21 protein-coding genes are annotated in these 26,310 nt (G+C 72.0%); 19 read left to right on the top strand and 2 right to left on the bottom strand.

The genetic code is table 11. The features are described from left to right. Positions 1–109: 109 nt before the first annotated feature. The 13 genes from OG599_RS04800 to OG599_RS04740 all read left to right on the top strand — a co-directional run bounded on the left by OG599_RS04800 (position 110) and on the right by OG599_RS04740 (position 16,332). Positions 110–1,087, top strand: coding sequence for an aspartate carbamoyltransferase catalytic subunit (locus OG599_RS04800; RefSeq protein ID WP_266702306.1), 978 nt, complete (start codon positions 110–112; stop codon positions 1,085–1,087). 2 nt (positions 1,088–1,089) lie between these two features. Then, positions 1,090–2,376 (top strand): dihydroorotase, encoded by a 1,287-nt coding sequence (locus tag OG599_RS04795; RefSeq protein WP_327174689.1) that lies wholly within the window; start codon positions 1,090–1,092, stop codon positions 2,374–2,376. Continuing rightward, positions 2,373–2,951: a PH-like domain-containing protein gene (locus tag OG599_RS04790; RefSeq protein ID WP_327174688.1), complete on the top strand. Its 579-nt coding sequence runs from the start codon at positions 2,373–2,375 to the stop codon at positions 2,949–2,951. The genes OG599_RS04795 and OG599_RS04790 overlap by 4 nt, the downstream gene beginning before the upstream one ends. Then, positions 2,948–4,090 (top strand): glutamine-hydrolyzing carbamoyl-phosphate synthase small subunit, encoded by a 1,143-nt coding sequence (carA, locus tag OG599_RS04785; protein WP_327174687.1) that lies wholly within the window; start codon positions 2,948–2,950, stop codon positions 4,088–4,090. The genes OG599_RS04790 and carA overlap by 4 nt, the downstream gene beginning before the upstream one ends. After that, positions 4,083–7,391, top strand: coding sequence for a carbamoyl-phosphate synthase large subunit (carB, locus tag OG599_RS04780; RefSeq protein WP_327174686.1), 3,309 nt, complete (start codon positions 4,083–4,085; stop codon positions 7,389–7,391). The genes carA and carB overlap by 8 nt, the downstream gene beginning before the upstream one ends. A 208-nt stretch (positions 7,392–7,599) precedes the next feature. Continuing rightward, positions 7,600–8,709 (top strand): quinone-dependent dihydroorotate dehydrogenase, encoded by a 1,110-nt coding sequence (locus tag OG599_RS04775; RefSeq protein ID WP_327174685.1) that lies wholly within the window; start codon positions 7,600–7,602, stop codon positions 8,707–8,709. Then, positions 8,706–9,572 carry an orotidine-5'-phosphate decarboxylase gene (gene pyrF / locus OG599_RS04770; protein WP_327174684.1) on the top strand — a complete coding sequence of 289 codons (867 nt, stop codon included), beginning with the start codon at positions 8,706–8,708 and terminating at the stop codon, positions 9,570–9,572. The genes OG599_RS04775 and pyrF overlap by 4 nt, the downstream gene beginning before the upstream one ends. Positions 9,573–9,833: 261 nt before the next feature. After that, positions 9,834–10,157 (top strand): integration host factor, encoded by a 324-nt coding sequence (locus OG599_RS04765; protein WP_327174683.1) that lies wholly within the window; start codon positions 9,834–9,836, stop codon positions 10,155–10,157. Between the two features lie 38 nt (positions 10,158–10,195). Continuing rightward, the gene (gene gmk, locus OG599_RS04760; protein WP_327174682.1) at positions 10,196–10,813 is read left to right on the top strand and encodes a guanylate kinase; all 618 of its coding nucleotides are present in this window, start codon (positions 10,196–10,198) and stop codon (positions 10,811–10,813) included. Between the two features lie 123 nt (positions 10,814–10,936). Beyond that, positions 10,937–11,209, top strand: a complete 273-nt coding sequence (gene rpoZ / locus OG599_RS04755; RefSeq protein WP_003970369.1) for a DNA-directed RNA polymerase subunit omega — start codon at positions 10,937–10,939, stop codon at positions 11,207–11,209. A 183-nt stretch (positions 11,210–11,392) separates the two neighbouring features. Beyond that, on the top strand, positions 11,393–12,598 hold the full coding sequence (gene coaBC / locus OG599_RS04750; protein WP_327174680.1) for a bifunctional phosphopantothenoylcysteine decarboxylase/phosphopantothenate--cysteine ligase CoaBC: 1,206 nt from the start codon (positions 11,393–11,395) through the stop codon (positions 12,596–12,598). A 238-nt stretch (positions 12,599–12,836) separates the two neighbouring features. Further along, positions 12,837–14,057 carry a methionine adenosyltransferase gene (gene metK / locus OG599_RS04745; protein ID WP_327174679.1) on the top strand — a complete coding sequence of 407 codons (1,221 nt, stop codon included), beginning with the start codon at positions 12,837–12,839 and terminating at the stop codon, positions 14,055–14,057. A 130-nt stretch (positions 14,058–14,187) separates the two neighbouring features. Further along, complete coding sequence (locus OG599_RS04740) at positions 14,188–16,332, top strand: primosomal protein N' (protein ID WP_327174678.1); 2,145 nt, start codon at positions 14,188–14,190, stop codon at positions 16,330–16,332. Between the two features lie 165 nt (positions 16,333–16,497). Here the strand turns inward: OG599_RS04740 and OG599_RS04735 are convergent, their stop codons facing one another. Beyond that, positions 16,498–17,049 carry a hypothetical protein gene (locus OG599_RS04735; RefSeq protein WP_327174677.1) on the bottom strand — a complete coding sequence of 184 codons (552 nt, stop codon included), beginning with the start codon at positions 17,047–17,049 and terminating at the stop codon, positions 16,498–16,500. A 254-nt stretch (positions 17,050–17,303) separates the two neighbouring features. Here OG599_RS04735 and fmt point away from each other — a divergent pair, with 254 nt between their 5' ends. From fmt to OG599_RS04715, 4 genes are all read left to right on the top strand, one after another. Beyond that, positions 17,304–18,236 (top strand): methionyl-tRNA formyltransferase, encoded by a 933-nt coding sequence (fmt, locus tag OG599_RS04730; RefSeq protein WP_327174676.1) that lies wholly within the window; start codon positions 17,304–17,306, stop codon positions 18,234–18,236. A gap of 91 nt (positions 18,237–18,327) precedes the next feature. Continuing rightward, positions 18,328–19,761, top strand: a complete 1,434-nt coding sequence (locus OG599_RS04725) for an RsmB/NOP family class I SAM-dependent RNA methyltransferase (protein WP_327174675.1) — start codon at positions 18,328–18,330, stop codon at positions 19,759–19,761. 120 nt (positions 19,762–19,881) lie between these two features. Next, complete coding sequence (rpe, locus tag OG599_RS04720; protein WP_327174674.1) at positions 19,882–20,565, top strand: ribulose-phosphate 3-epimerase; 684 nt, start codon at positions 19,882–19,884, stop codon at positions 20,563–20,565. A 132-nt stretch (positions 20,566–20,697) separates the two neighbouring features. Beyond that, the gene (locus OG599_RS04715; protein ID WP_327179921.1) at positions 20,698–21,693 is read left to right on the top strand and encodes a sugar-binding transcriptional regulator; all 996 of its coding nucleotides are present in this window, start codon (positions 20,698–20,700) and stop codon (positions 21,691–21,693) included. A 115-nt stretch (positions 21,694–21,808) separates the two neighbouring features. Here the strand turns inward: OG599_RS04715 and OG599_RS04710 are convergent, their stop codons facing one another. Further along, entirely contained in the window at positions 21,809–22,852 is a 1,044-nt protein-coding gene (locus OG599_RS04710) for a terpene synthase family protein (protein WP_327174673.1), read from the bottom strand. Between the two features lie 331 nt (positions 22,853–23,183). Here OG599_RS04710 and OG599_RS04705 point away from each other — a divergent pair, with 331 nt between their 5' ends. Beyond that, positions 23,184–24,650 carry a GuaB1 family IMP dehydrogenase-related protein gene (locus tag OG599_RS04705; protein WP_327174672.1) on the top strand — a complete coding sequence of 489 codons (1,467 nt, stop codon included), beginning with the start codon at positions 23,184–23,186 and terminating at the stop codon, positions 24,648–24,650. 187 nt (positions 24,651–24,837) lie between these two features. Beyond that, positions 24,838–26,295 (top strand): aldehyde dehydrogenase family protein, encoded by a 1,458-nt coding sequence (locus tag OG599_RS04700; RefSeq protein ID WP_327174671.1) that lies wholly within the window; start codon positions 24,838–24,840, stop codon positions 26,293–26,295. The last annotated feature ends 15 nt before the right edge of the window (positions 26,296–26,310 follow it).

The raw sequence follows: 26,310 nt of genomic DNA, 5'->3' as shown, positions 1-26,310 counted from the left end.
CCGCTACCGCTACCCGAACGGCGCCCCCGTACGAGCCGGCACTCGGTCCGTACGGCCGCCGCAGCACGCCCGCATGCCCGAAACCTCCACCACCCCGGAGAACACCCAGATGAAGCGCCACCTCATCTCGGCCGCCGACCTCACCCGCGACGACGCCGTCCTCATCCTCGACACCGCCGAGGAGATGGCCCGGGTCGCCGACCGGCCGATCAAGAAGCTCCCCACCCTGCGCGGCCGTACCGTCGTCAACCTCTTCTTCGAGGACTCGACGCGGACCCGCATCTCCTTCGAGGCCGCCGCCAAGCGCCTCTCCGCCGACGTCATCAACTTCTCCGCGAAGGGCTCGTCCGTCTCCAAGGGCGAATCCCTCAAGGACACCGCCCTGACCCTGGAGGCGATGGGCGCCGACGCCGTCGTCATCCGGCACCACGCCTCGGGCGCCCCGTACCGACTCGCCACCTCCGGCTGGATCGACGGCGCGGTCGTCAACGCGGGCGACGGCACCCACGAGCACCCCACCCAGGCCCTGCTGGACGCCTTCACCATGCGCCGCCGGCTGGTCGGCGCCGACCAGGGCCTCGGCCGCGACCTCGAAGGCCGCCGGATCACCATCGTCGGCGACGTCCTGCACAGCCGGGTGGCCCGCTCCAACGTCCACCTGCTGACCACGCTCGGCGCCCACGTCACCCTGGTGGCCCCGCCCACCCTGCTGCCGATCGGCGTGGAGCAGTGGCCCTGCGACGTCAGCTACGGCCTGGACGAGGTGCTCCCGAAGTCCGACGCGGTGATGATGCTGCGTGTGCAGCGTGAGCGGATGAACGCCGCGTACTTCCCCACCGAGCGCGAGTACTCCCGCCGCTACGGTCTGAACGGCGACCGCATGGCGAAGATGCCCGAGCACAGCATCGTCATGCACCCCGGCCCGATGAACCGCGGCATGGAGATCACCGCCGAGGTCGCCGACTCCGACCGCTGCACCGCCGTCGAACAGGTCGCCAACGGCGTCTCCGTCCGCATGGCCGTGCTCTACCTGCTGCTCGGCGGCTCCGAGCCCGCCACCACCGCCCGTACCGAGGGGAACAAGTAACCATGAGCAAGATCCTTATCCGCGGCGCGCAGATCCTCGGTGGCGAAGTCCAGGACGTCCTGATCGACGGCGAGACCATCGCCGGGATCGGCACCGGCATCGAGGCGGCGGACGCCACCGTCGTCGAGGCGGCGGGCCGGATCCTGCTGCCCGGCCTGGTCGACCTCCACACCCACCTGCGCGAGCCCGGCCGCGAGGACTCCGAGACCGTCCTGACCGGCACCAAGGCCGCCGCGGTCGGCGGCTTCACCGCCGTGCACGCCATGGCCAACACCTTCCCGGTCGCCGACACCGCCGGCGTGGTCGAGCAGGTCTGGCGGCTCGGCAAGGAGTCCGGCTACTGCGACGTCCAGCCGATCGGCGCCGTCACCGTCGGCCTGGAGGGCAAGCAGCTCGCCGAGCTCGGCGCCATGCACGACTCGGCCGCCGGAGTGAAGGTCTTCTCCGACGACGGCAAGTGCGTCGACGACGCCGTGATCATGCGCCGCGCCCTGGAGTACGTGAAGGCGTTCGACGGCGTCGTCGCCCAGCACGCCCAGGAGCCCCGCCTCACCGAGGGCGCCCAGATGAACGAGGGCACCGTCTCCGCCGAGCTCGGCCTCGGCGGCTGGCCCGCCGTCGCCGAGGAGTCGATCATCGCGCGCGACGTGCTGCTCGCCGCCCACGTCGACTCCCGGGTGCACATCTGCCACCTGTCGACCGCCGGCTCGGTCGAGATCGTCCGCTGGGCCAAGTCCAAGGGCTGGAACGTCACCGCCGAGGTCACCCCGCACCACCTGCTCCTCACCGACGAGCTGGTCCGCTCGTACAACCCCGTCTACAAGGTGAACCCGCCGCTGCGCACCGAGGCCGACGTCCTGGCCCTGCGCGAGGCGCTCGCCGACGGCACCATCGACTGCGTCGCCACCGACCACGCACCGCACCCGCACGAGGACAAGGACTGCGAGTGGGCCGCGGCGGCGATGGGCATGGTGGGCCTGGAGACCGCGCTCTCCGTCGTCCAGCAGACGATGGTCGAGACCGGTCTGCTCGACTGGGCGGGCGTCGCCGACCGCATGTCGTTCCGCCCGGCGGCCATCGGCCGGCTCGACGGACACGGCCGCCCCGTCTCGCCCGGTGAGCCCGCCAACCTCGTTCTCGTCGATCCGGCATACCGTGGGACCGTGGACCCCGCGGGCTTCGCGTCCCGCAGCCGCAACACCCCCTACGAGGGCCGTGAGCTGCCGGGACGGGTCACCCACACCTTCCTGCGGGGCCGTGCCACGGTCGTCGACGGGAAGCTCACGTGACAAAACTGATCCCCCTGTACCAGCTGGCCGCCGAACAGAAGTCGGCCGCCGTGACCGACTGGTCCGCCCGGATCAGCTGGGTCGTCGGAATACTGGTCTTCGTGGCCTTCGTCTACTGGCTGATGCGCCAGGGATGGAAGTGGCGCGGCAGCCTCCAGTCCGACCTGCCGGAGCTCGCGGCCACCCCCGAGGGATTCGCGGACGGCACCCCGCTCCTGAAGCTCTCCGGCCGCTACCACGGCTCCACCACCGCCGGGCAGTGGCTCGACCGGATCGTCGCGCACGGCCTCGGCACCCGCAGCCGGGTCGAGCTCACCCTCACGGAGCAGGGCCTGGACGTCGTACGCCCCGGAGCGGCCGGCTTCTTCGTACCGGCCGCGGCCCTGCGCGAGGTTCGGCACGAGCGGGCGATCGCGGGCAAGGTCCTCCCCGAGGGCGGCCTGCTGGTCATCACCTGGGCCCACGGCGACAAGCTGATCGACTCCGGGTTCCGCGCCGACCAGGCGGCCGGGCACCAGGCCTGGATCGACACCCTCACCTCTCTCACCAGCACTACGGAAGGCACCGCACGATGACGATCTCCACCCGGGGAGCCGCACAAGCTCCCGCCGTACTCGTCCTGGAGGACGGCCGCATCTTCCGCGGCCGCGCCTACGGGGCCGTGGGGGAGACCTTCGGCGAGGCCGTTTTCTCCACCGGCATGACCGGCTACCAGGAGACGCTGACCGACCCCTCGTACGACCGCCAGATCGTCGTCGCCACCGCGCCGCAGATCGGCAACACCGGCTGGAACGACGAGGACGACGAGTCCTCCCGCATCTGGGTCTCCGGCTACGTCGTGCGCGACCCCGCACGCATCCCGTCCAACTGGCGCTCGCGCCGCGCCCTCGACGAGGAGCTCGCCAAACAGGGCGTCGTCGGGATCTCCGGCGTCGACACCCGCGCCCTCACCCGCCACCTGCGTGAGCGCGGCGCGATGCGCTCCGGCGTCTTCTCCGGCGAGGCGCTGGCCCCCGACGCCGAGCTGCTCGCCCGCGTCCAGGCCCAGCCGCAGATGAAGGGCGCCAGCCTGTACGAGGAGGTCGCCACCAAGGAGGCCTACACCGTCCCGGCGATCGGCGAGAAGAAGTTCACCGTCGCCGCCATCGACCTCGGCATCAAGGGCATGACCCCGCGCCGGATGGCCGAACGCGGCATCGAGGTGCACGTGCTCCCCGCCACCGCGACCGCCGAGGACGTCTACGCCCTCGCCCCCGACGGCGTGTTCTTCTCCAACGGCCCCGGCGACCCCGCCACCGCCGACGGCCCGGTCGCGCTGATGCGCGCCGTGCTGGAGCGCAGGACGCCGCTCTTCGGCATCTGCTTCGGCAACCAGATCCTCGGCCGCGCCCTCGGCTTCGGCACCTACAAGCTGAAGTACGGCCACCGGGGCATCAACCAGCCCGTCCAGGACCGCACGACCGGCAAGGTCGAGGTCACCGCGCACAACCACGGCTTCGCCGTCGACGCGCCCCTGGACAAGATCTCGGACACCGAGTTCGGCCGCGCCGAGGTCTCCCACGTCTGCCTGAACGACCAGGTCGTCGAAGGACTGCACCTCCTCGACCAGCCCGCGTTCAGCGTCCAGTACCACCCCGAAGCAGCCGCGGGCCCGCACGACGCCGCGTACCTCTTCGACCGTTTCGTCACCCTGATGGAGGGCCAGCGTGCCTAAGCGCTCCGATATCCAGTCCGTCCTGGTCATCGGCTCCGGCCCGATCGTCATCGGCCAGGCCGCCGAGTTCGACTACTCCGGTACCCAGGCGTGCCGCGTGCTCAAGGCCGAGGGCCTGCGCGTCATCCTGGTCAACTCCAACCCGGCCACGATCATGACCGACCCGGAGATCGCCGACGCCACCTACGTCGAGCCGATCACCCCCGAGTTCGTCGAGAAGATCATCGCCAAGGAGCGCCCCGACGCGCTCCTGCCGACGCTGGGCGGCCAGACCGCGCTCAACACCGCCATCTCCATGCACGACAACGGCGTGCTGGAGAAGTACGGCGTCGAGCTGATCGGCGCCAACGTCGAGGCGATCAACAAGGGCGAGGACCGCGACCTCTTCAAGGGCGTCGTCGAGGCCGTCCGCGAGAAGATCGGCCACGGCGAGTCCGCCCGCTCGGTCATCTGCCACACGATGGACGACGTCATCCAGGGCGTCGAGACCCTCGGCGGCTACCCCGTCGTCGTCCGCCCCTCCTTCACCATGGGCGGCGCCGGCTCCGGCTTCGCCCACGACGAGGAGGAGCTGCGCCGCATCGCCGGACAGGGCCTCACCCTCTCGCCGACCACCGAGGTGCTCCTGGAGGAGTCCATCCTCGGCTGGAAGGAGTACGAGCTGGAGCTGATGCGCGACAAGAACGACAACGTCGTGGTCGTCTGCTCCATCGAGAACTTCGACCCGATGGGCGTCCACACCGGCGACTCCATCACCGTCGCCCCGTCGATGACGCTCACCGACCGCGAGTACCAGCGGCTGCGCGACCTCGGCATCGCGATCATCCGCGAGGTCGGCGTCGACACCGGCGGCTGCAACATCCAGTTCGCCATCGACCCCACCGACGGCCGGATCATCGTCATCGAGATGAACCCGCGCGTCTCCCGGTCCTCGGCGCTCGCCTCCAAGGCCACCGGCTTCCCGATCGCCAAGATCGCCGCCAAGCTGGCCGTCGGCTACACGCTCGACGAGATCCCGAACGACATCACCGAGAAGACCCCGGCCTCCTTCGAGCCCTCGCTCGACTACGTCGTGGTCAAGGCCCCGCGCTTCGCCTTCGAGAAGTTCCCCTCCGCCGACTCCACCCTCACCACCACCATGAAGTCGGTGGGCGAGGCCATGGCGATCGGCCGCAACTTCACCGAGGCGCTGCAGAAGGCGCTCCGCTCGCTGGAGAAGAAGGGCTCGCAGTTCTCCTTCACCGGGGAGCCCGGCGACAAGGACGCCCTGCTCGCCGAGTCGGTCCGCCCCACGGACGGCCGCATCAACACCGTCATGCAGGCGATCCGGGCCGGTGCCACCCCCGAGGAGGTCTTCGACGCCACGAAGATCGACCCGTGGTTCGTGGACCAGCTCTTCCTGATCAAGGAGATCGCCGACGGGCTGGCCTCGGCCGAGCGCCTCGACGCCGACGTGATCGCCGAGGCCAAGCGCCACGGCTTCTCCGACGCGCAGATCGCCGAGATCCGCGGCCTGGGCGAGGACGTCGTCCGCGAGGTCCGCCACGCGCTCGGCATCCGCCCGGTCTACAAGACGGTCGACACCTGCGCCGCCGAGTTCGCCGCGAAGACCCCGTACTTCTACTCCTCGTACGACGAGGAGAGCGAGGTCGCACCCCGCACCAAGCCCGCGGTGATCATCCTCGGCTCGGGCCCGAACCGCATCGGCCAGGGCATCGAGTTCGACTACTCCTGCGTCCACGCCTCCTTCGCCCTGAGCGACGCCGGCTACGAGACCGTGATGGTCAACTGCAACCCGGAGACCGTCTCCACCGACTACGACACCTCCGACCGGCTCTACTTCGAGCCGCTCACCCTGGAGGACGTGCTGGAGATCGTCCACGCGGAGACCCTCGCGGGCCCCGTCGCGGGCGTCATCGTCCAGCTCGGCGGCCAGACCCCGCTCGGCCTGTCGCAGGCGCTCAAGGACAACGGCGTGCCCGTCGTCGGCACGTCCCCCGAGGCGATCCACGCCGCCGAGGACCGCGGCGCCTTCGGCCGGGTGCTCGCCGAGGCCGGCCTGCCCGCGCCGAAGCACGGCACCGCCACCACCTTCGACGAGGCCAAGGCCATCGCCGACGAGATCGGCTACCCGGTCCTGGTGCGCCCGTCGTACGTCCTCGGCGGACGCGGCATGGAGATCGTCTACGACGAGACCCGCCTGTCCTCGTACATCGCCGAGTCCACCGAGATCAGCCCCACCCGGCCGGTCCTGGTCGACCGCTTCCTCGACGACGCGATCGAGATCGACGTCGACGCGCTCTACGACGGCACCGAGCTCTACCTCGGCGGCGTCATGGAGCACATCGAGGAGGCCGGCATCCACTCCGGCGACTCCGCCTGCGCGCTGCCCCCGATCACCCTCGGCGGCCACGACATCAAGCGCCTGCGGGTCTCCACCGAGGGCATCGCCAAGGGCGTCGGCGTCCGCGGACTGATCAACATCCAGTTCGCGCTCTCCGGCGACATCCTCTACGTCCTGGAGGCCAACCCCCGCGCCTCCCGGACCGTCCCCTTCACCTCGAAGGCGACCGCCGTCCCGCTCGCCAAGGCCGCCGCCCGCATCTCGCTGGGCGCGACCATCGCCGAGCTGCGCGCCGAGGGCCTGCTGCCGGCCCACGGCGACGGAGGCACCCTGCCGCTCGACGCGCCGATCTCCGTCAAGGAGGCCGTCATGCCGTGGTCGCGCTTCCGCGACATCCACGGCCGCGGCGTGGACACCGTCCTCGGCCCGGAGATGCGTTCGACCGGTGAGGTCATGGGCATCGACTCGGCCTTCGGGACGGCCTACGCCAAGTCCCAGGCCGGCGCCTACGGCCCGCTGCCCGTCAAGGGCCGCGCGTTCATCTCGGTCGCCAACCGCGACAAGCGCTCGATGATCTTCCCGGCCCGGGAGCTCGTCGCCCACGGCTTCGAGCTGATGGCGACCTCCGGCACCGCCGAGGTCCTCAAGCGCAACGGCATCAACGCCACCGTCGTGCGCAAGCAGTCCGAGGGCGAGGGCCCGGACGGCGAGAAGACCATCGTCCAGCTCATCCACGACGGCCAGGTCGACCTCATCGTCAACACGCCGTACGGCACCGGCGGCCGGCTCGACGGCTACGAGATCCGGACCGCCGCGGTGGCCCGCTCGGTGCCGTGCCTGACGACCGTCCAGGCGCTCGCCGCCGCGGTCCAGGGCATCGACGCGCTCCGGCGCGGGGACGTCGGCGTACGGTCCCTCCAGGAGCACGCCGAGCACCTGACGGCGGCCCGCGACTAGGCCGTGTGTCGAAAGTCCCGCTTGTTTGGCGACGCCCGGCACGCACGCACCGGACGCCGCCGGACCCGCCCTCCGGGCGGACGGCGCCACTTTCGACACACGCCCCAGTCGGTACGGGACCGGCCCCGGGACCCTCGCGGTCCCGGGGCCGGTCAGGCAAAGGGGGACACCGGTCTGCGGTGTCCCCCTCTTCGTGAGGACACCTTCGATGTACAAGTTCTTCTTCCAGCTGGTCTTCAAGCGGATGGACCCCGAGCAGGCCCACCACCTGGCCTTCCGGTGGATCCGTCTCGCCGCCCGTACCCCCGTCCTGCGGACCTACGTCGCCGCGGCGCTCGCCCCGCGGTACAAGTCGCTGCGCACCGAGGCCCTCGGCCTGCGGATGCACGGCCCCTTCGGCCTCGCCGCCGGCTTCGACAAGAACGCGATCGCGATCGACGGCATGGCGATGCTCGGCTTCGACCACGTCGAGATCGGCACCGTGACCGGCGAGCCGCAGCCCGGCAACCCCAGGAAGCGGCTCTTCCGCCTCGTCGCCGACCGCGCCCTGATCAACCGCATGGGCTTCAACAACGAGGGCTCCGCCGCCGTCGCCGCCCGCCTCGGCGCCCGCGAGCCCGTCTTCCGCACCACCGTCGGCGTCAACATCGGCAAGACCAAGGTGGTCCCGGAGGCCGAGGCCGCCGCCGACTACGTGAAGTCCACCGAGCGCCTCGCCGCCCACGCCGACTACCTCGTGGTCAACGTCTCCTCGCCCAACACCCCCGGCCTGCGCAACCTCCAGGCCACCGAGGCGCTGCGCCCGCTGCTGACCGCCGTGCGCGAGGCCGCCGACCGCACCGTGACCGACCGCCGCGTCCCGCTCCTGGTCAAGATCGCCCCCGACCTCGCGGACGAGGACGTGGACGCCGTCGCCGACCTCGCCGTGGAACTCGGCCTCGACGGCATCATCGCCACCAACACCACCATCGCCCGCGACGGCCTCGGCCTGCGCTCGCCCGCCTCCCTGACCGGGGAGACCGGCGGACTCTCCGGAGCCCCGCTCAAGGCACGCTCCCTGGAGGTCCTGAGGCGGCTGTACGAGCGCGTGGGCGACCGGATCACCCTGGTGGGTGTCGGAGGCGTCGAGAACGCCGAGGACGCCTGGCAGCGCATTCTGGCCGGCGCGACGCTCGTCCAGGGTTACAGCGCCTTCATCTACGAAGGCCCGTTCTACGCCCGCGCGATCCACAAGGGGCTGGCCGCCCGGCTCGCCGCATCCCCGTACGCCACGCTCGCCGAAGCCGTCGGCGCCGACACCCGGAAGGCCGCACAGTGACCCTCGAAGCAGCGACCCTCGAGACCGCGCCCCTCGAACCCTTCGGCGCCCGCCTGCGCCGTGCCATGGACACCCGCGGACCGCTCTGCGTCGGCATCGACCCGCACGCCTCGCTGCTCGCCTCCTGGGGCCTGTCCGACGACATCGCGGGCCTGGAGCGCTTCACCCGTACGGTCGTCGAGGCGCTCGCCGACCGGGTCGCCGTCCTCAAGCCGCAGTCCGCGTTCTTCGAGCGTTTCGGCTCGCGCGGCGTCGCCGTCCTGGAGACGGCCGTCGCCGAGGCCCGCTCGGCCGGCGCGCTCGTGCTCATGGACGCCAAGCGCGGCGACATCGGCTCCACCATGGGCGCCTACGCGGCCACCTACCTGGACAAGGACTCGCCGCTCTTCTCGGACGCGGTCACCGTCTCGCCGTACCTCGGCTTCGGTTCGCTGCGCCCGGCGCTCGACGCCGCCGCCGTCTCCGGCGCGGGCGTCTTCGTCCTGGCGCTCACCTCCAACCCGGAGGGCGCCGAGGTGCAGCGCGCGACGGCGGCCGACGGCCGTTCGCTGGCCCAGCTGATGCTCGACCACATGGCCGCCGAGAACGCCGGGGCCGAGCCGCTGGGCTCGGTCGGCGCGGTGGTCGGCGCGACCCTCGGGGACGCCGGGGTGAACCTGGCGATCAACGGTCCGCTGCTCGCTCCGGGCATCGGCGCCCAGGGCGCGACCCCGGCCGATCTGCCGGGCGTGTTCGGCGACGCGGTGGGCAACGTGGTGCCGAGCGTGAGCCGGGGTGTTCTGCGTCACGGACCCGACGCGGCGGGTCTGCGGGAGGCCGCCGAACGCTTCGCCGACGAGGTCCGTACGGCGGTTCACGGATAGTTGAATGCGACACATAACAGCGCGTTGACGAATTCGTGAGCAAAATACCGGCCTTTATGCCGGAAATGTCCTGGTCGGCCAAGGCTGACCAGGACTTTTCGTTCGTTCTCGCTGACTCCGGAGCGGTTGGCCGCTAGTCTCCGTCGAGAGCCAACGAGCACAGGTTGTTGTTCGTGCCGTTGTTCGTGGCTCGCCAGGTGTGGGGCGACAGGTTCCTCACCGGTCCGTATCCGACAGATCGACATCCGAGGTGACGTAGGCGTGGCTCTTCCGCCCCTTACCCCTGAACAGCGCGCAGCCGCGCTCGAAAAGGCCGCCGCGGCTCGCCGGGAGCGGGCCGAGGTCAAGAATCGACTCAAGCACTCCGGCGCCTCGCTCCACGAGGTCATCAAGCAGGGTCGGGAGAACGACGTCATCGGCAAGATGAAGGTCTCCGCACTCCTTGAGTCCCTGCCGGGCGTGGGCAAGGTCCGCGCCAAGCAGATCATGGAGCGTCTCGGGATCTCCGAGAGCCGCAGGGTCCGGGGTCTCGGCTCCAACCAGATCGCATCCCTGGAGCGAGAGTTCGGCGGCACAGCCGCCTGACGTTCTCAGGCACCCCTGAGAACCTGGATAATCGCTGCATGGCTGCAACATCCCGGGGGACGTCCCCCGTACCCCCGGACGTACGTCCGCGGCTGACCGTGCTCTCCGGCCCCTCCGGGGTCGGCAAGAGCACGGTCGTCGCGCATATGCGCAAGGTCCACCCCGAAGTCTGGCTCTCGGTGTCGGCGACGACCCGCAAGCCGCGACCCGGTGAGAGCAACGGCGTCCACTACTTCTTCGTGGACGACCAGGAGTTCGACAAGCTGATCGCCAACGGCGAGCTGCTCGAATGGGCGGAGTTCGCGGGCAACCGCTACGGCACCCCCCGCCGGGCCGTCCTCGACCGCCTGGAGAACGGCGAGCCGGTGCTGCTGGAGATCGACCTCCAGGGCGCCCGGCTGGTCCGCGAGTCGATGTCCGACGCGCGGCTCGTCTTCCTGGCCCCGCCGAGCTGGGACGAGCTGGTCCGCCGGCTCACCGGCCGGGGCACCGAGCCGCCGGAGGTGATCGAGCGCAGGCTCGCCGCCGCCCGGGTCGAACTGGCCGCCGAGGCCGAGTTCGACACCACCCTCGTCAACACCTCCGTCGAGGACGTGGCACGCGAGCTGCTAGCCTTGATGCTTCAGGCTTCCGACCACCGTGCCACGAGCGACTGAGGAATCGACGCGAACGGCCTCACGGCCGACGCCGAGTGTCAGCCGCACCGCACGGATCACCGCCGGCCGGTAGCCGCAGCATCAAAGATTTCTTTGATCTACACCCCCTTCGGAAGGCAGAGAGTGTCCTCTTCCATCACCACGCCCGAGGGCATCATCAACCCGCCGATTGATGAGCTCCTCGAAGCCACCGACTCGAAGTACAGCCTCGTGATCTACGCCGCCAAGCGCGCGCGCCAGATCAACGCGTACTACTCGCAGCTCGGTGAAGGCCTCCTCGAGTACGTCGGTCCGCTCGTCGACACCCACGTTCACGAGAAGCCGCTGTCGATCGCGCTCCGCGAGATCAACGCCGGCCTGCTGACCTCCGAGGCCATCGAGGGCCCCGCGCAGTAAGCAGCCGCACCTCCTGCCGCAGGCGGGAAGAACGCACCTTCACCCCGGGCCCGGCGGATCATCCGCCGGGCCCGGGGTGTGTCCGTGGCCCGTGCCCGGGCCTCGCGCGCCGGGCCCGCCGGACCCCGGGCCGCGGCGGTGGGGCAGCATGGAAGGACACCGAGCCGAGTGCGGGGAGACGCAGTGGAGAAGCCGAAGGTCGTTCTGGGGGTCAGCGGAGGCATCGCCGCGTACAAGGCGTGCGAGCTGCTGCGACGGCTGACCGAGTCCGGGCACGACGTGACCGTGGTGCCCACCGCGGCCTCGCTGCACTTCGTCGGCGCCGCCACCTGGTCCGCGCTCTCCGGGCACCCGGTCTCCACCGAGGTCTGGAACGACGTCCACGAGGTGCCCCACGTGCGCACCGGACAGGCCGCCGATCTCGTCGTGGTCGCCCCGGCCACCGCCGACATGCTCGCCAAGGCCGCCCACGGCCTCGCCGACGACCTGCTCACCAACACCCTGCTCACGGCCCGCTGCCCGGTCGTGTTCGCGCCCGCGATGCACACCGAGATGTGGGAGCACCCCGCCACCCAGGAGAACGTCGCCACCCTGCGGCGCCGGGGCGCCGTGGTCGTCGAGCCCGCGGTCGGCCGGCTCACCGGTGCGGACACCGGCAAGGGGCGGTTCCCCGACCCCGCCGAGATCTTCGAGATCTGCCGCCGGGTGCTGGCGCGGGGCGTCACCGCACCCGATCTCGCGGGACGCCACGTGGTGGTCAGCGCCGGAGGCACCCGTGAGCCCCTCGACCCCGTCCGCTACCTGGGCAACCGTTCCTCCGGCAAGCAGGGGTACGCCCTCGCGCGCACGGCCGTCGCCCGCGGCGCCCGGGTCACCCTGGTCGAGGCGAACACCGGTCTGCCGGACCCGGCCGGCGCCGACGTGGTCCACGTGGGGACCGCGGTCCAGCTGCGGGAGGCCGTGCTGAAGGCGGCCGCCGACGCGGACGCGGTGGTGATGGCCGCCGCCGTCGCGGACTTCCGGCCCTCCGTGTACGCCACGGGCAAGATCAAGAAGCGCGACGACCAAGCGGATCCGGTCATTGGACTCCTGCGGAATCCGGACATCCTCGCCGAGCTCTCCGCCGAACGGACCGCACCCGGACAGGTGGTCGTGGGATTCGCCGCGGAGACCGACGACGTGCTCGCCAACGGGCGCGAAAAGCTCCGCCGGAAGGGGTGTGACCTCCTCGTCGTCAACGAGGTGGGGGAGCGCAAGACCTTCGGGTCGGAGGAGAACGAAGCGGTGGTCCTCGCCGCGGACGGAGGCGAGACGGCCGTGCCGTACGGGCCCAAGGAGGGCCTCGCCGACACTGTGTGGGACCTGGTAGCCGCTCGTTTCGCGGAGTAGATTCACCCCCGCCGTACCCGCGGTCGGGGCGAAGGAGAAGATAGGGCTCCAGAGTGCTTCCGCGGGAGTGTCCCACCCCCGAATTCGCCAGTGCCGCACGTCACAGCGCTCCCAAGGGGCGAGACGCGTGACCCAACCGTCGGAAGCGACCGATAAACTGGTCGCGGAACGTGCCGGGCGCAGCTCCCGACCGTCCACCCATGATCAGCCAGCAGCCGCTGCAACCCCAGGGAGCGATGTGTCCCGCCGTCTCTTCACCTCGGAATCCGTCACCGAGGGTCACCCCGACAAGATCGCTGACCAGATCAGCGACACGATTCTCGACGCGCTCCTGCGCGAGGACCCCACCTCGCGCGTCGCCGTCGAGACCTTGATCACCACTGGTCTGGTGCATGTCGCGGGTGAGGTCACGACCAAGGCCTACGCCGACATCCCCAACCTCGTGCGCAACAAGATCCTGGAGATCGGCTACGACTCCTCCAAGAAGGGCTTCGACGGCGCCTCCTGCGGCGTGTCGGTGTCCATCGGAGCGCAGTCCCCGGACATCGCCCAGGGTGTCGACACCGCGTACGAGAAGCGGGTGCTGGGTGCGGCGGCCGTCGAGGACGACGAGCTCGACAAGCAGGGCGCCGGCGACCAGGGACTGATGTTCGGTTACGCCTGCGACGAGACGCCCGAGCTGATGCCGCTCCCGATCTACGTGGCGCACCGGCTCTCCCGCCGGCTCTCCGACGTCCGCAAGAACGGCACCATCCCCTACCTGCGCCCCGACGGCAAGACGCAGGTCACCATCGAGTACGACGGCGACAAGGCCGTCCGCCTCGACACGGTCGTGGTGTCCTCGCAGCACGCCTCGGACATCGACCTCGACTCGCTGCTCGCCCCCGACATCCGCGAGTTCGTCGTGGAGCACGTGCTGGCGCAGCTCATCGAGGACGGTATCAAGCTCGACACCGAGGGCTACCGCCTCCTGGTGAACCCGACCGGCCGCTTCGAGATCGGCGGCCCGATGGGCGACGCCGGCCTCACCGGCCGCAAGATCATCATCGACACCTACGGCGGCATGGCCCGCCACGGTGGCGGCGCCTTCTCGGGCAAGGACCCGTCGAAGGTGGACCGTTCGGCCGCGTACGCCATGCGCTGGGTGGCCAAGAACGTCGTCGCCGCCGGGCTCGCCGCCCGCTGCGAGGTGCAGGTCGCGTACGCGATCGGCAAGGCCGAGCCGGTCGGTCTGTTCGTCGAGACCTTCGGCACCGCCGCGGTCGACACCGACAAGATCGAGCACGCCATCGGCGAGGTCTTCGACCTCCGCCCGGCCGCGATCATCCGCGACCTGGACCTGCTCCGCCCGATCTACGCCCAGACCGCGGCGTACGGCCACTTCGGCCGCGAGCTCCCCGACTTCACCTGGGAGCGCACGGACCGGGTCGACGCCCTGCGCGCCGCCGCCGGTCTCTGATCCCGCCGGTCCGCACGAGGACCCGCAGGCGCACGTACGGCCGGGGCCCGGACACCGTCACCACGGTGTCCGGGCCCCGGCCGTTGCCGTGCTCCGTGCACTGTCGGACCCCTCTGGTAGGAATGTGGCTGTGAGCAGCGAGGACGAGCGGGCGGACGAGCCCGGGGACGGCATGCCGGAGCAGCTTGCGCTCATCCGGGAGACCGTGCGCCGGGCGAAGGTGCCGCGCGCCAAGCCGCGTACCTGGCGCGGCGCGCCGCTCGCCGCCGAGCTGCCCGTCGCCCGGGTCCTGGTGAACAAGGGCGTGCTCCACCTCGACCAGTACTTCGACTACGCGGTGCCCGAGGAGCTCGACGCCGACGCACAGCCCGGCGTCCGGGTCCGTGTGCGCTTCGGCGCCGGCGGACGCCAGGTCCGGGGCGGCCGGCGCGAGGGCGGCGGGCTGATCGACGGGTTCCTCGTGGAGCGGCGGGCGGAGTCGGACTACCAGGGCACGCTGGCCGCGCTCGCCTACGTCGTCTCCCCGGAGCCCGTCCTCTCCCCGGAGCTGCTGGGACTGGCGCGCGCGGTCGCCGACCGGTACGCCGGCAGCCTCGCCGACGTGCTCCAGCTGGCGGTGCCGCCGCGCAACGGCCGCGCCGAGAGCAAGCCCTCGCCCCAGCCGCTGCCGCCGCCCCCGCCCCCCGCCCCGGGCAGCTGGGAGCGGTACGCCCAGGGGCCCGGGTTCCTGCGCGCGCTCGCCGAGGGCGGCGCGCCCCGCGCCGTGTGGACCGCCCTGCCCGGACCGCACTGGCCGCACGAGATCGCCCGCGCCGTCGCGGCCACCCTCACCTCGGGACGCGGCGCGCTCGTCGTCGTCCCCGACGGCCGGACGGCCGGGCGGGTCGACGCCGCGCTGACCGCTCTGCTCGGGCCCGGGCTGCACGCCCTGCTCACCGCGGAGTCCGGCCCGGAGAAGCGGTACCGCCAGTGGCTCGCCGTCCGGCGGGGCTCGGTGCGGGCGGTGGTCGGGACGCGGGCCGCGATGTTCGCACCCGTCGCGGACCTCGGCCTCGTCGTGATCTGGGACGACGGGGACTCCAGCCACAGCGACGACAACGCCCCCTTCCCCCACGTCCGGGAGGTGCTGGAGCTGCGGGCCGCGCACGCGCGGTGCGGGTTCCTTCTCGGCGCCACCGGCTGCACGGTGGAGGCCGCGCAACTGGTCGAGACCGGCTGGGCCCTGCCGCTGGCCGCCCCCCGCGACCACGTACGCCGCGCCGCCCCGATGATCCGCACGATCGGCGACGAACAGCTCGCCCGGGACGGCGCCGCGCGCACCGCCCGGCTGCCCAGCCTGGCGTGGCAGACCGCGCGCGACGGGCTGCGCGACGGCCCGGTGCTGGTGCAGGTCCCGCGCCGCGGGTACGCCCCCCGGCTCGCCTGCGAGCGCTGCCGCACCCCGGCCCGCTGCCGGCACTGCGCCGGACCGCTCCAGGCCCAGGACCAGCGGGAGCTCGACTGCGCCTGGTGCGGGCGCCCCGAGCACGCCTGGCAGTGCGCCGCGTGCGGGGCCACCCGGCTGCGCGCGCAGATCGTCGGGGCCCGGCGGACCGCGGACGAACTCGGCCGCGCCTTCCCCAAGGTGCCCGTCCGCACCTCGGGGCGCGACCACATCCTGGACGAGGTACCGGGCGAACCCGCCCTCGTGGTGAGCACCCCCGGCGCCGAACCCGTCGCCCAGGGCGGCTACGCCGCGGCACTGCTCCTCGACGGCTGGGCCATGCTCGGCCGGCCCGACCTCCGGGCGGGCGAGGAGGCGCTGCGCCGCTGGATCGCCGCCGCCTCACTGGTCCGGGGTCAGGAGGAGGGCGGCGCCGTGGTCGTCGTGGCCGAACCGACGCTCGGCCCCGTCCAGGCCCTGGTGCGGTGGGACCCCGCCGGGTTCGCCCGCCGGGAGCTCGCCGAGCGGGCCGAGCTCGGCTTTCCGCCCGTCTCCCGGATGGCCTCGGTGACGGGCACGCCCGGGGCGCTCACCGCGTTCCTGGAGAGCGCGGGCCTGCCGCCAGAGGCCGAGATCCTCGGGCCCGTACCGGCGCCCTCCGCCGGACCGGGCCGACCGCGCCGGGCCGGGGACGCCCCGCACGGCGAGACCTGGGAGCGGCTGCTGATCCGCGTGGTCCCCGGACGCGGCGCCGCGCTCGCCGCCGCGCTGAAGTCGGCTCAGGCGGCGCGGACCGCCCGGGGCGGCGTGGAGCCCGTACGCATCAGGATCGACCCGCCCGACATCGGCTGAGGCCGGGCGGGGGCCCGGCCGGTGGTGCGTCAGCGGTGCGCGGTGGTGCGTCAGCTGTGCGGTGACGGGTGCGCGGTGGTGCGTCAGCGGAGCGGCGGCGGGTGCGGAGGCCGCCGTCCGTCGGCCGGGGTCCGGGCAGCCGTCGCGCGGGCAGGCGTCGCGCGGTCAGCCGTTGCGCGGGCCGGGGAAGACGCCCGGCCGCATCTCCCCGCGCAGCGGCGCTCCCGGCGCGGGCTGCGGAGGCATCGACCGCGCCGCGGGCACGGACGGCACCGGGGCGCCCGCACCGGGCGGCATCCCCGGTTCGGCGGTGGCCGGCGCGGAGCGCCCGGCCGTGGCCTCGGCTGCCTCCCCGGCGGGCTGCGGAGTCGTACGGCGCGCGCCGTAACGGCGGTGCACCGCCTGCTTGGTGACACCCAGGGCCGAACCCACCGCGTCCCAGGAGAATCCCAGCGAACGGTCGAAGTCGACCGCCGCGGTGACGAGCGTCTCGACGCTGTCCCGCAGCTCCTGGGCCAGACGGACCGTGGGGGCCGGGGCCCGTCCGTAGACCACGAAGCCCGCGGACGGCCCCGAGCGGCGCGGACGGTAGACGTTGCCCAGCTGCGCGGTGAGGGTGCGCAGCGCGTCCACCTGCCGCCTGACCCGCTCGATGTCCCGCACCAGGAGATGCAGACTGGCCCGCGCTTGGGCGTCGTGCGTTGCGTGGTCGGCCATGAAGAAGCCTCTCGAACCGGCGTTGAAAGGGATCGGGCCGCCGCAGCGCGGCGACTCGCTTCGGTCAATCTCCTTTGACCAACGCCCGACCCGCCCTTGTGGTCACGCTCTCCGGTCGTTTCCGCATGTGCGCCGGGCGTACGCCGCGTGTGCGCCCCCCTCGGGCACGGCCCGGCCCGGCCTGGTGGAGGCCACCACCTAGACTGGTGCGTCGCTCGTCACCGTAAGCCCGCCCGAGAGGCAGTCAGCCACCCATGAAGCTCGTCTTCGCAGGCACCCCCGAGGTAGCAGTCCCCGCCCTGGACGCTCTGATCGCCTCCGGCCGCCACGAGGTGGCCGCCGTGGTCACGCGTCCCGACGCACCGGCGGGCCGGGGGCGGCGGCTGGTCGCCAGCCCGGTCGCCGAGCGTGCCGAGGAGGCCGGGATCGAGGTACTCAAGCCGGCCCGCCCGCGCGACGAGGACTTCCTGGCCCGGCTGCGGGAGATCGCCCCGGACTGCTGCCCGGTCGTCGCCTACGGCGCGCTGCTGCCGAAGACCGCCCTGGACATCCCCGCCCGGGGCTGGGTCAACCTGCACTTCTCGCTGCTCCCCGCCTGGCGCGGCGCCGCCCCCGTCCAGCACTCCGTGATGGCCGGGGACGAGGTCACCGGCGCCTCGACCTTCCTCATCGAGGAGGGCCTCGACTCGGGACCCGTCTACGGGGTGCTCACCGAGGAGGTCCGCCCGACCGACACCAGTGGCGACCTGCTGACCCGGCTCGCCTTCGCCGGATCGGGGCTGCTCGTCGCGACGATGGACGGGATCGAGGACGGCACCCTGCACGCGGTGCCCCAGCCGGCCGGCGGGGTCACCCTCGCGCCGAAGATCACCGTCGAGGACGCCCAGGTGCAGTGGTCGGCACCCGCTCTGCGGGTCGACCGGATCGTGCGCGGCTGCACCCCCGCCCCCGGCGCCTGGACACTCTTCCGCGGCGAGCGCCTCAAGCTCGTCCAGGCCACGCCGGTGACCGACCGCCACGACCTCGCCCCGGGCGAGATCTCCGCGTCCAAGAAGAACGTGTACGTGGGTACCGGCTCGCACGCCGTCGAGCTGCTCTGGGTCCAGCCCCAGGGCAAGAAGCCCATGCAGGCCGCCGACTGGGCGCGCGGTGTCCGCATCGCCCCCGGTGAGCTGCTCGGGCTCTGAGGCCTCGGCCGCACGGCAGTTCCACGGGCCGCGCGGGGGCGACGTAGGCTGGGTGGGTTCGCCCCCTCACCATCAGCGGAGCACCTTTCACGTGAACGACCAGCCTCGTCGCCGTCCCGCCCAGCCCCACCGCCGCCCCAAGAAGGACCCGGTGCGGTTCCTGGCCTTCGAGGCCCTGCGCGCCGTCGACGAGCGGGACGCCTACGCCAACCTGGTGCTGCCCCCGCTGCTGAAGAAGGCCCGCGCCAAGGGCGACTTCGACGGCCGCGACGCGGCGCTGGCGACGGAGCTGGTCTACGGGACGCTGCGCCGGCAGGGCACGTACGACGCGATCGTGGCGGCCTGCATCGACCGGCCGCTGCGCGAGGTCGACCCGCCGGTGCTCGACGTCCTCAACATGGGCGTGCACCAGCTGCTCGGCACCCGCATCCCCACCCACGCCGCCGTCTCCGCCAGTGTCGAGCTGGCGCGGGTGGTGCTGGGGGAGGGGCGCGCGAAGTTCGTCAACGCGGTGCTGCGCAAGGTCACCGCGAAGGACCTGGACGCCTGGCTCGACCAGGTCGCGCCGCCCTACGACGAGGACGCCGAGGCGCACCTCGCGGTGGTCCACTCGCACCCCCGCTGGGTGGTCTCCGCGCTGTGGGACTCCCTCGGCGGCGGGCGGGCCGGGATCGAGGACCTCCTCGAAGCCGACAACGAGCGTCCCGAGGTCACCTTGGTCGCCCGCCCCGGCCGGTCCACCACCGGTGAACTCGTCGAGGCCCTGGGCGAGGAGCAGTCGCTCCCCGGCCGCTGGTCGCCCTATGCCGTACGCATGGCCGAGGGCGGCGAGCCCGGTGCGCTGGCCGCCGTACGCGACGGCCGGGCCGGTGTGCAGGACGAGGGCAGCCAGCTCGTCGCCGCCGCCCTCGCCAACGCCCCGCTGGAGGGCGACGACACCCGCTGGCTCGACGGCTGCGCCGGTCCCGGCGGCAAGGCCGCGCTGCTGGCCGCGCTCGCCGCCGGGCGGGGCGCCGCCCTGCTCGCCGCCGAGAAGCAGCCGCACCGCGCCCGGCTCGTGGAGCGGACCCTGGCCGGCAACCCCGGTCCGTACCAGGTGATCACCGCCGACGGCACCCGCCCGCCGTGGCGGCCCGGCAGCTTCGACCGCATCCTCATGGACGTGCCGTGCTCCGGCCTGGGCGCGCTGCGCCGACGCCCCGAGGCGCGCTGGCGCCGCCGGCCCGAGGACCTGGAGGGCTTCGCCCCGCTCCAGCGCGGCCTGCTGCGCGAGGCGCTGAAGGCGGTACGGGTCGGCGGGGTCGTCGGTTACGCGACCTGCTCGCCCCACCTCGCCGAGACCCGGACCGTGGTCGAGGACGTCCTGAAGGGGCGCGGCGGCGACCCGGTCGAGGCGGAGTGGGTGGACGCCCGCCCCCTGATGCCGGGCGTCCCCGCGCTGGGCGACGGCCCCGACGTGCAGCTCTGGCCCCATCTGCACGGCACCGACGCGATGTACCTCGCGCTGCTGCGGCGTACGGGCTGATCCGTCGGGCGACCGGGGAGCGGGTCCCGGCGGCGGGCGTTGCCCGAACCGTGACCAGCCCGTGAGGCTTTGGGGCTCCCCGTGGCGGGGAAGCGGTCCGGAGCATGGCAGGCTTGGGGCATGGCCCAGATCAACCCCAGCATCCTCTCCGCCGACTTCGCCCGCCTCGCCGATGAGGCGAAGGCGGTTCAGGGCGCCGACTGGCTCCACGTCGACGTGATGGACAACCACTTCGTGCCCAACCTGACTCTCGGTGTGCCCATCGTGGAGTCGCTGAGCCGGGCCACCGACACCCCGCTCGACTGCCACCTCATGATCGAGAACCCGGACCGCTGGGCGCCTCAGTACGTCGAGGCGGGTGCCGGCTCCGTCACCTTCCACGTGGAGGCGGCGGCGGCCCCGGTCCGGCTGGCGCGGGAGATCCGGGCCAAGGGCGCCCGGGCGTCGATGGCGCTCAGGCCGGCGACGCCCATCGAGCCGTACGAGGACCTGCTCCCCGAGCTCGACATGCTGCTCATCATGACGGTGGAACCGGGCTTCGGCGGGCAGGCGTTCCTCGACATCATGCTGCCGAAGATCCGCCGCACCCGGGACCTGATCTCCAAGCACGGGCTCGACCTGTGGCTGCAGATCGACGGCGGGGTCTCCGAGGAGACCATCGAGCGCTGCGCCGAGGCGGGCGCCGACGTCTTCGTCGCGGGTTCGGCGGTGTACGGGGCGTCCGACCCGGCCGGGGCGGTGCGCGCGCTGCGGGCGAAGGCCCAGGCGGCGACGGCCGCGGCGCCCTGGGCGTGCGGCCACTGAGCCAAGGGCAGATGAACGCGGCCCGACGCGGCCGATCAAGTTCGCCGGATCTGACAGGATGAACGGCGTAGCGGGCATGTGAACAGCAGTGAGGAGATCGCGGTGTCTGGCATCTCGGCGGGTCGGTCAGCCATGCGGATGGGCCCCGCGGAGCTCGTGCAGGCGGCGGCCATGGCTCGACGGTTCTATCTGGAGGGCAAGTCCAAGATCCAGATCGCCGAGGAGTTCGGCGTCAGCCGCTTCAAGGTGGCCCGGGTCCTGGAGACGGCCCTCGAGCGTGATCTCGTACGCATCGAGATCCGGGTGCCGGCCGAGCTGGACGCGGAGCGCTCCGACGCGCTGCGGTCCCGGTACGGGCTGCGCCACGCGGTCGTCGTGGAGTCCCCGGCGGACGAGCAGGACGACGCCCCCGACCCGGAGAACCTGGGCGAGGTCGCGGCCGATCTGCTCGGCGAGCTGGTGACCGAGGGCGATGTCCTCGGTCTGGCCTGGGGCCGGTCCACCATCCACATGGCCGCGGCGCTCGACCAGCTGCCGCCGTGCACGGTGGTCCAGCTGACCGGCGTGTACGACGCGGGCACGGCCGAACGCGGGTCGGTGGAGGCGGTCCGCAGGGCCGCACAGGTCTCCGGTGGCGAGGCGCACCCCATCTACGCCCCGATGCTGCTGCCGGACCCGGCCACCGCGGCCGCGCTCCGCAACCAGACGGGGATCGCGCGCGCCTTCGACTACTTCGACAAGGTCACCGTCGCCGCGGTCTCCATCGGCTCCTGGGAGCCGGGCATCTCCACCGTCCACGACATGCTGTCGGACGACGAGCGCTCCCACTACGCCTCCCTCGGCGTCGCGGCCGAGATGTCCGCCCACCTCTTCGACGCCGAAGGGCGCCGGGTCGGCCGTGATCTGGGCGAGCGCTGCATCACCGTGGAGGCCGACCGGCTGCGCCGCATCCCCGAGGTCGTCGCCATCGCGGGTGGCCAGCGCAAGGCGGCGGCGATCGGCGCGGTGCTCCGCTCCGGCCTGGTGACCAGCCTGGTGACGGACACGGCGGCCGCCGAGTACCTGCTGACCGAGTCGGCCGCCGGAATCCGGCCCGCCCTGGAGCGGGCCGACCCGGACGGCCGCTGACGGATTCTCCGTACACGGCCAGGAGGCCGGCACCCCGCGACGGGGTGCCGGCCTCCTGGCCGTGTACGGGGTGACGGGTCGCCGGCCTCCTGGCCGTCGAGAGGGTGCCGGGTCCTCAGCCGCGCACGTGGCCCGCGTGGTCGGCCGCGATGCCGAGCACGGTTTCCTCCAGGTACTGCCCGGGCTCCTCGTACTGGCTGACGTCGGCGGGGTTGTACCGGGGCGTCTGCCGGGACCAGTCGAGGTTGCCGCGCATCCAGCTGCGCATGCCGTCCAGGTAGGGCACGAGCAGGCCGGTCAGCTGCGGGTACAGATCCAGCAGCTCGTCCTCCGCCGTCAGGAACCGCTCGGTCTCCGTGGCGATCCGGTCCGCGACCAGGTCGAGCGCCTCCTGCTCACCGAGCCCGCGGTGGTGGCGGACGAGGTGGACGAGGTTGTGGATCTCGCCGAGCACCTGCTCCTTCTCGTAGGAGTAGACGTCGTTGGCCCAGCACACCACGTTGCACGAGGCTTCGAGCGCGGTGATGAACCGGGGGTCGTTGTGGATCGACTCGGGCGCCTCGATGCCGGCGACGATCTCTATGAGGTCCATGCAGACGTGGATCGCCCCGGTGTGGCGCCGCTTGGCTATGTACGTCTCCTCGGACGGGACGACGTCGTCCGCGCGGTTCCCGGCCTCCCAGGTCGTGGCCGTGGTGAGATACGCCACCAGGTGGAAGGCGAACCGGGTGCGCCAGTGCGGGGCCACGCCCGGAGTCGTGCGTTCCCACAGGTCGGCCAGGGCCACGACGGCCCGGGGCAGGTCCTCGCCCGGCACCGGGTCCGGTGCGGTGCCGTCCACCACGGCGCGCATCCGGGCGACGACGTCCCGTACCCGCTCGGGGTCGCGGCCGAGATGGCCGTCGTCGAGCTGGTCGTCGACGAGGAACAGCCAGACGAACCAGTCGGCCACCAGGTCCAGCTGACCGGGGTCCGCCGTGGGATGGACCATGCCGACGAACGCGGCGAAGTCGGCCTGTTCGAACCGCTGGCGCGCGGACTCGCGGTGCACCAGCCCGGTGCTGCGCGTCCAGCTGTCGAGGTGACTTCGGGTGTGCCCGACGTGGGGATTCGTGCGCTGGGGGAACGGGCAGTAAATGTCCGGCAGTTCACTTTCCACGGGCGGATCCGGGTCCTCTCCGGTCATTCGCGTGACGGGCGGCCAGGGATGTTCCCATCGGTGTCCCGGATGCCCCCAAGACCTGCGGATGGTGAAACTACCTGACCGCTCGTCACCGGGTCCAGCCTGGGAGATCGCCCCGTATTCGAATTGCGTTCGATTGGCTGAGGGTGGTGTGTACGCGTCATCGGATCGGGGTAGGTTCCGCCGGTCGAGGTATGCTCCCGGCCACCACCGCCGCGGGCTCTTGGAGGAATCTACGAGCACCGGTGGTCATTGCTGTGCCTTTTCCGGGGCGACCTGCGGTGATTCCCGTGGAAGCATGGGTGTCATGCGTTTTCTCGAACCTGGCACCGGCCGCTACTCAGACACCCCGTCCGTCCCGTACGACCTCACGTACGACGACGTCTTCATGGTTCCGGGGCGTTCCGCGGTCGGATCGCGCCAAGGAGTGGACCTTTCCGCGCCCGACGGCACCGGGACGACCATCCCGCTGGTGGTGGCCAACATGACCGCCATCGCCGGCCGTCGGATGGCCGAAACCGTCGCCCGTCGCGGCGGCCTCGTCGTCATCCCGCAGGACATCCCGATCGAGGTCGTCACCGAGGTCATCTCCTGGGTCAAGACGCGCCACCTCGTCCTCGACACCCCGATCGTGCTGGCCCCCGGCCAGACCGTCGCGGACGCCCTCTCGCTGCTGCCCAAGCGTGCCCACGGCGCGGGTGTCGTGGTGGACGAGGACGGCAAGCCGGTCGGCGTCGTCACCGACCACGACCTGACCGGTGTGGACCGCTTCACGCAGCTCTCCGAGGTCATGTCCAAGGACCTCGTCGTGCTGGACGCGGACATCGACCCCCGCGAGGCCTTCAACCGGCTCGACACGGCCAACCGCAAGCTCGCCCCCGCCGTCGACGCTGAGGGCCGGCTCGTCGGCATCCTGACCCGCAAGGCCGCGCTCCGCGCCACCCTGTACACCCCCGCCACCGACGCCGAGGGCAAGCTGCGCGTCGCCGCCGCCGTCGGCATCAACGGAGACGTCGCGGGCAAGGCCAAGCAGCTCCTGGACGCCGGGGTGGACACCCTCGTCGTGGACACCGCCCACGGCCACCAGGAATCCATGATCAGCGCGGTCCGCGCGGTCCGCGCCCTGGACCCGAGGGTCCCGATCGTCGCGGGCAACATCGTCGCCGCCGAGGGTGTGCGCGATCTCGTCGAGGCGGGCGCGGACATCATCAAGGTCGGTGTCGGCCCCGGCGCCATGTGCACCACGCGGATGATGACCGGCGTGGGCCGGCCGCAGTTCTCCGCGGTCCTGGAGTGCGCCGCCGAGGCGAAGAAGTACGGCAAGCACGTCTGGGCGGACGGCGGCGTCCGCCACCCGCGCGACGTGGCCATGGCCCTCGCGGCCGGCGCGTCCAACGTGATGATCGGCTCGTGGTTCGCCGGTACGTACGAGTCGCCCGGAGACCTCCAGCAGTCGGCCGACGGCCGGTACTACAAGGAGTCGTTCGGTATGGCCTCGGCGCGCGCGGTGAAGAACCGCACGTCCGACGAGTCGGCGTACGACCGCGCCCGCAAGGCGCTCTTCGAGGAGGGCATCTCCACCTCGCGGATGTTCCTCGACCCGTCGCGCCCCGGCGTCGAAGACCTGATCGACTCGATCATCGCGGGCGTCCGCTCGTCCTGCACCTACGCCGGTGCCGCCTCCCTGGCGGAGTTCGCCGAGAAGGCGGTCGTGGGCGTGCAGAGCGCCGCCGGATACGCGGAGGGCAAGCCCCTCCACGACAGCTGGAGTTGACCCGACCGGTCGCTCCCGGCCCGAGCAACGACTGTGCCCCCCGCGGTGATCGACCGCGGGGGGCACGGTCATTCCCGCGCTGTCCGGTCAAGGCCTCTCCCTGGCCGGTCTGTTGCTTCAACTCCGTGGTGACGTAAGTAATATGAGTCCCGTTCAGTCACCCGCCCACTCTGCGGTAAGGGATCTCATGTCCTTCTTCACTGACCTGGCCCACCAGTACATCGACGGCGAGTGGCGGCCCGGCAAGGGCTCCTGGGACATCATCGACTTCAACCCGTTCGACGGGGAGAAGCTCGCCTCCATCCCGGTCGCCACGGCCGAAGAGGTGGACCAGGCCTACCGCGCCGCCGAGCGCGCCCAGCGGACGTGGGCCGGGACCAACGCGTACACCCGGCGCGGGGTGCTGGAGAAGGCGCTGAGGATCGTGGAGGAGCGCGAGCCCGAGATCGGTGACGCGATCGTCGCCGAACTCGGCGGGACCCGCCTCAAGGCCGCCTTCGAGCTGCACCTCGCCAAGGAGTTCCTCCGCGAGTCCGTGCAGATCGCGCTGCGCCCCACCGGTCAGCTGCTGCCCTCCCCGGTCGAGGGCAAGGAGAACCGCGTCTACCGCGAGCCGGTCGGCGTGGTGGGTGTCATCAGCCCGTTCAACTTCCCCTTCCTGCTCTCCCTGAAGTCGGTCGCGCCGGCACTCGCCCTCGGCAACGCGGTCGTCCTCAAGCCCCACCAGAACACCCCGATCGTCGGCGGCACGCTCATCGCCAAGATCTTCGAGGACGCGGGTCTCCCCGCCGGGCTGCTGAACGTCGTCGTCACCGACATCGCCGAGATCGGCGACGCCCTGCTGGAGCACCCCGTCCCGCAGGTCATCTCCTTCACCGGCTCGGACAAGGTCGGCCGGCACGTGGCGACCGTCGGCGCCGCGCACCTCAAGCGGGTCGTCCTGGAGCTCGGCGGCAACAGCGCGCTCATCGTCCTGGACGACGCCGACCTCGACTACGCCGTCGACGCCGCGGTCTTCAGCCGCTTCGTCCACCAGGGCCAGGTCTGCATGGCCGCCAACCGCATCCTGGTCGACCGGTCCGTGGAAGCCGAGTTCACCGAGAAGTTCGTCGCCAAGGTCGCCTCCCTGACCGTCGGCGACCCGGCCGACCCGGCCACCCAGATCGGCCCGCTGATCAACTCCACGCAGGCCGAGGCCGTCACCAAGCTGGTCGAGCAGACCGTCGCCGGGGGCGCCACCGCGCTGCTGCGGGGCACCACGGACGGCAACCTGGTCGGCCCGTCCGTGCTCACCGGCCTCTCCGCCGACTCGCCCGTGCTCCAGCAGGAGATCTTCGGCCCGGTCGCGCTGATCGTGCCCTTCGACGGCGAGGACGAGGCCGTCCGGATCGCCAACGACACCCCGTACGGCCTGAGCGGCGCCGTGCACACCGGGGACATCGAGCGCGGGGTGCGCGTCGGGCAGCGCATCCACACCGGCATGATCCACATCAACGACGGCACCGTGAACGACGAGCCCATCGTCCCGTTCGGCGGCGTGAAGAACTCGGGCCTCGGCCGCCTCAACGGCGAATCGACGATCGACTCCTTCACCACCCAGAAGTGGATCTCGATCCAGCGGGGCCGCACGCAGTTCCCCTTCTGACGGTTTCGCGGGAGA

Origin of the sequence: Streptomyces sp. NBC_01335 (assembly GCF_035953295.1) — a bacterium.
In the GTDB taxonomy this organism is placed as follows: Bacteria; Actinomycetota; Actinomycetes; order Streptomycetales; family Streptomycetaceae; genus Streptomyces.
Note: the sequence above shows the minus strand (reverse complement) of the source record. Positions and strands in the feature narration are given on the sequence as shown.

Coding starts and splice junctions, on each gene's coding strand:
- OG599_RS04800 (WP_266702306.1), top strand. CDS start 110: ATGAAGCGCCACCTCATCTCGGCCGCCGACCTCACCCGCGACGACGCC.
- OG599_RS04795 (WP_327174689.1), top strand. CDS start 1,090: ATGAGCAAGATCCTTATCCGCGGCGCGCAGATCCTCGGTGGCGAAGTC.
- carA (WP_327174687.1), top strand. CDS start 2,948: ATGACGATCTCCACCCGGGGAGCCGCACAAGCTCCCGCCGTACTCGTC.
- OG599_RS04775 (WP_327174685.1), top strand. CDS start 7,600: ATGTACAAGTTCTTCTTCCAGCTGGTCTTCAAGCGGATGGACCCCGAG.
- gmk (WP_327174682.1), top strand. CDS start 10,196: ATGGCTGCAACATCCCGGGGGACGTCCCCCGTACCCCCGGACGTACGT.
- OG599_RS04735 (WP_327174677.1), bottom strand. CDS start 17,049: ATGGCCGACCACGCAACGCACGACGCCCAAGCGCGGGCCAGTCTGCAT.
- fmt (WP_327174676.1), top strand. CDS start 17,304: ATGAAGCTCGTCTTCGCAGGCACCCCCGAGGTAGCAGTCCCCGCCCTG.
- rpe (WP_327174674.1), top strand. CDS start 19,882: ATGGCCCAGATCAACCCCAGCATCCTCTCCGCCGACTTCGCCCGCCTC.
- OG599_RS04715 (WP_327179921.1), top strand. CDS start 20,698: ATGCGGATGGGCCCCGCGGAGCTCGTGCAGGCGGCGGCCATGGCTCGA.
- OG599_RS04705 (WP_327174672.1), top strand. CDS start 23,184: ATGCGTTTTCTCGAACCTGGCACCGGCCGCTACTCAGACACCCCGTCC.
- OG599_RS04700 (WP_327174671.1), top strand. CDS start 24,838: ATGTCCTTCTTCACTGACCTGGCCCACCAGTACATCGACGGCGAGTGG.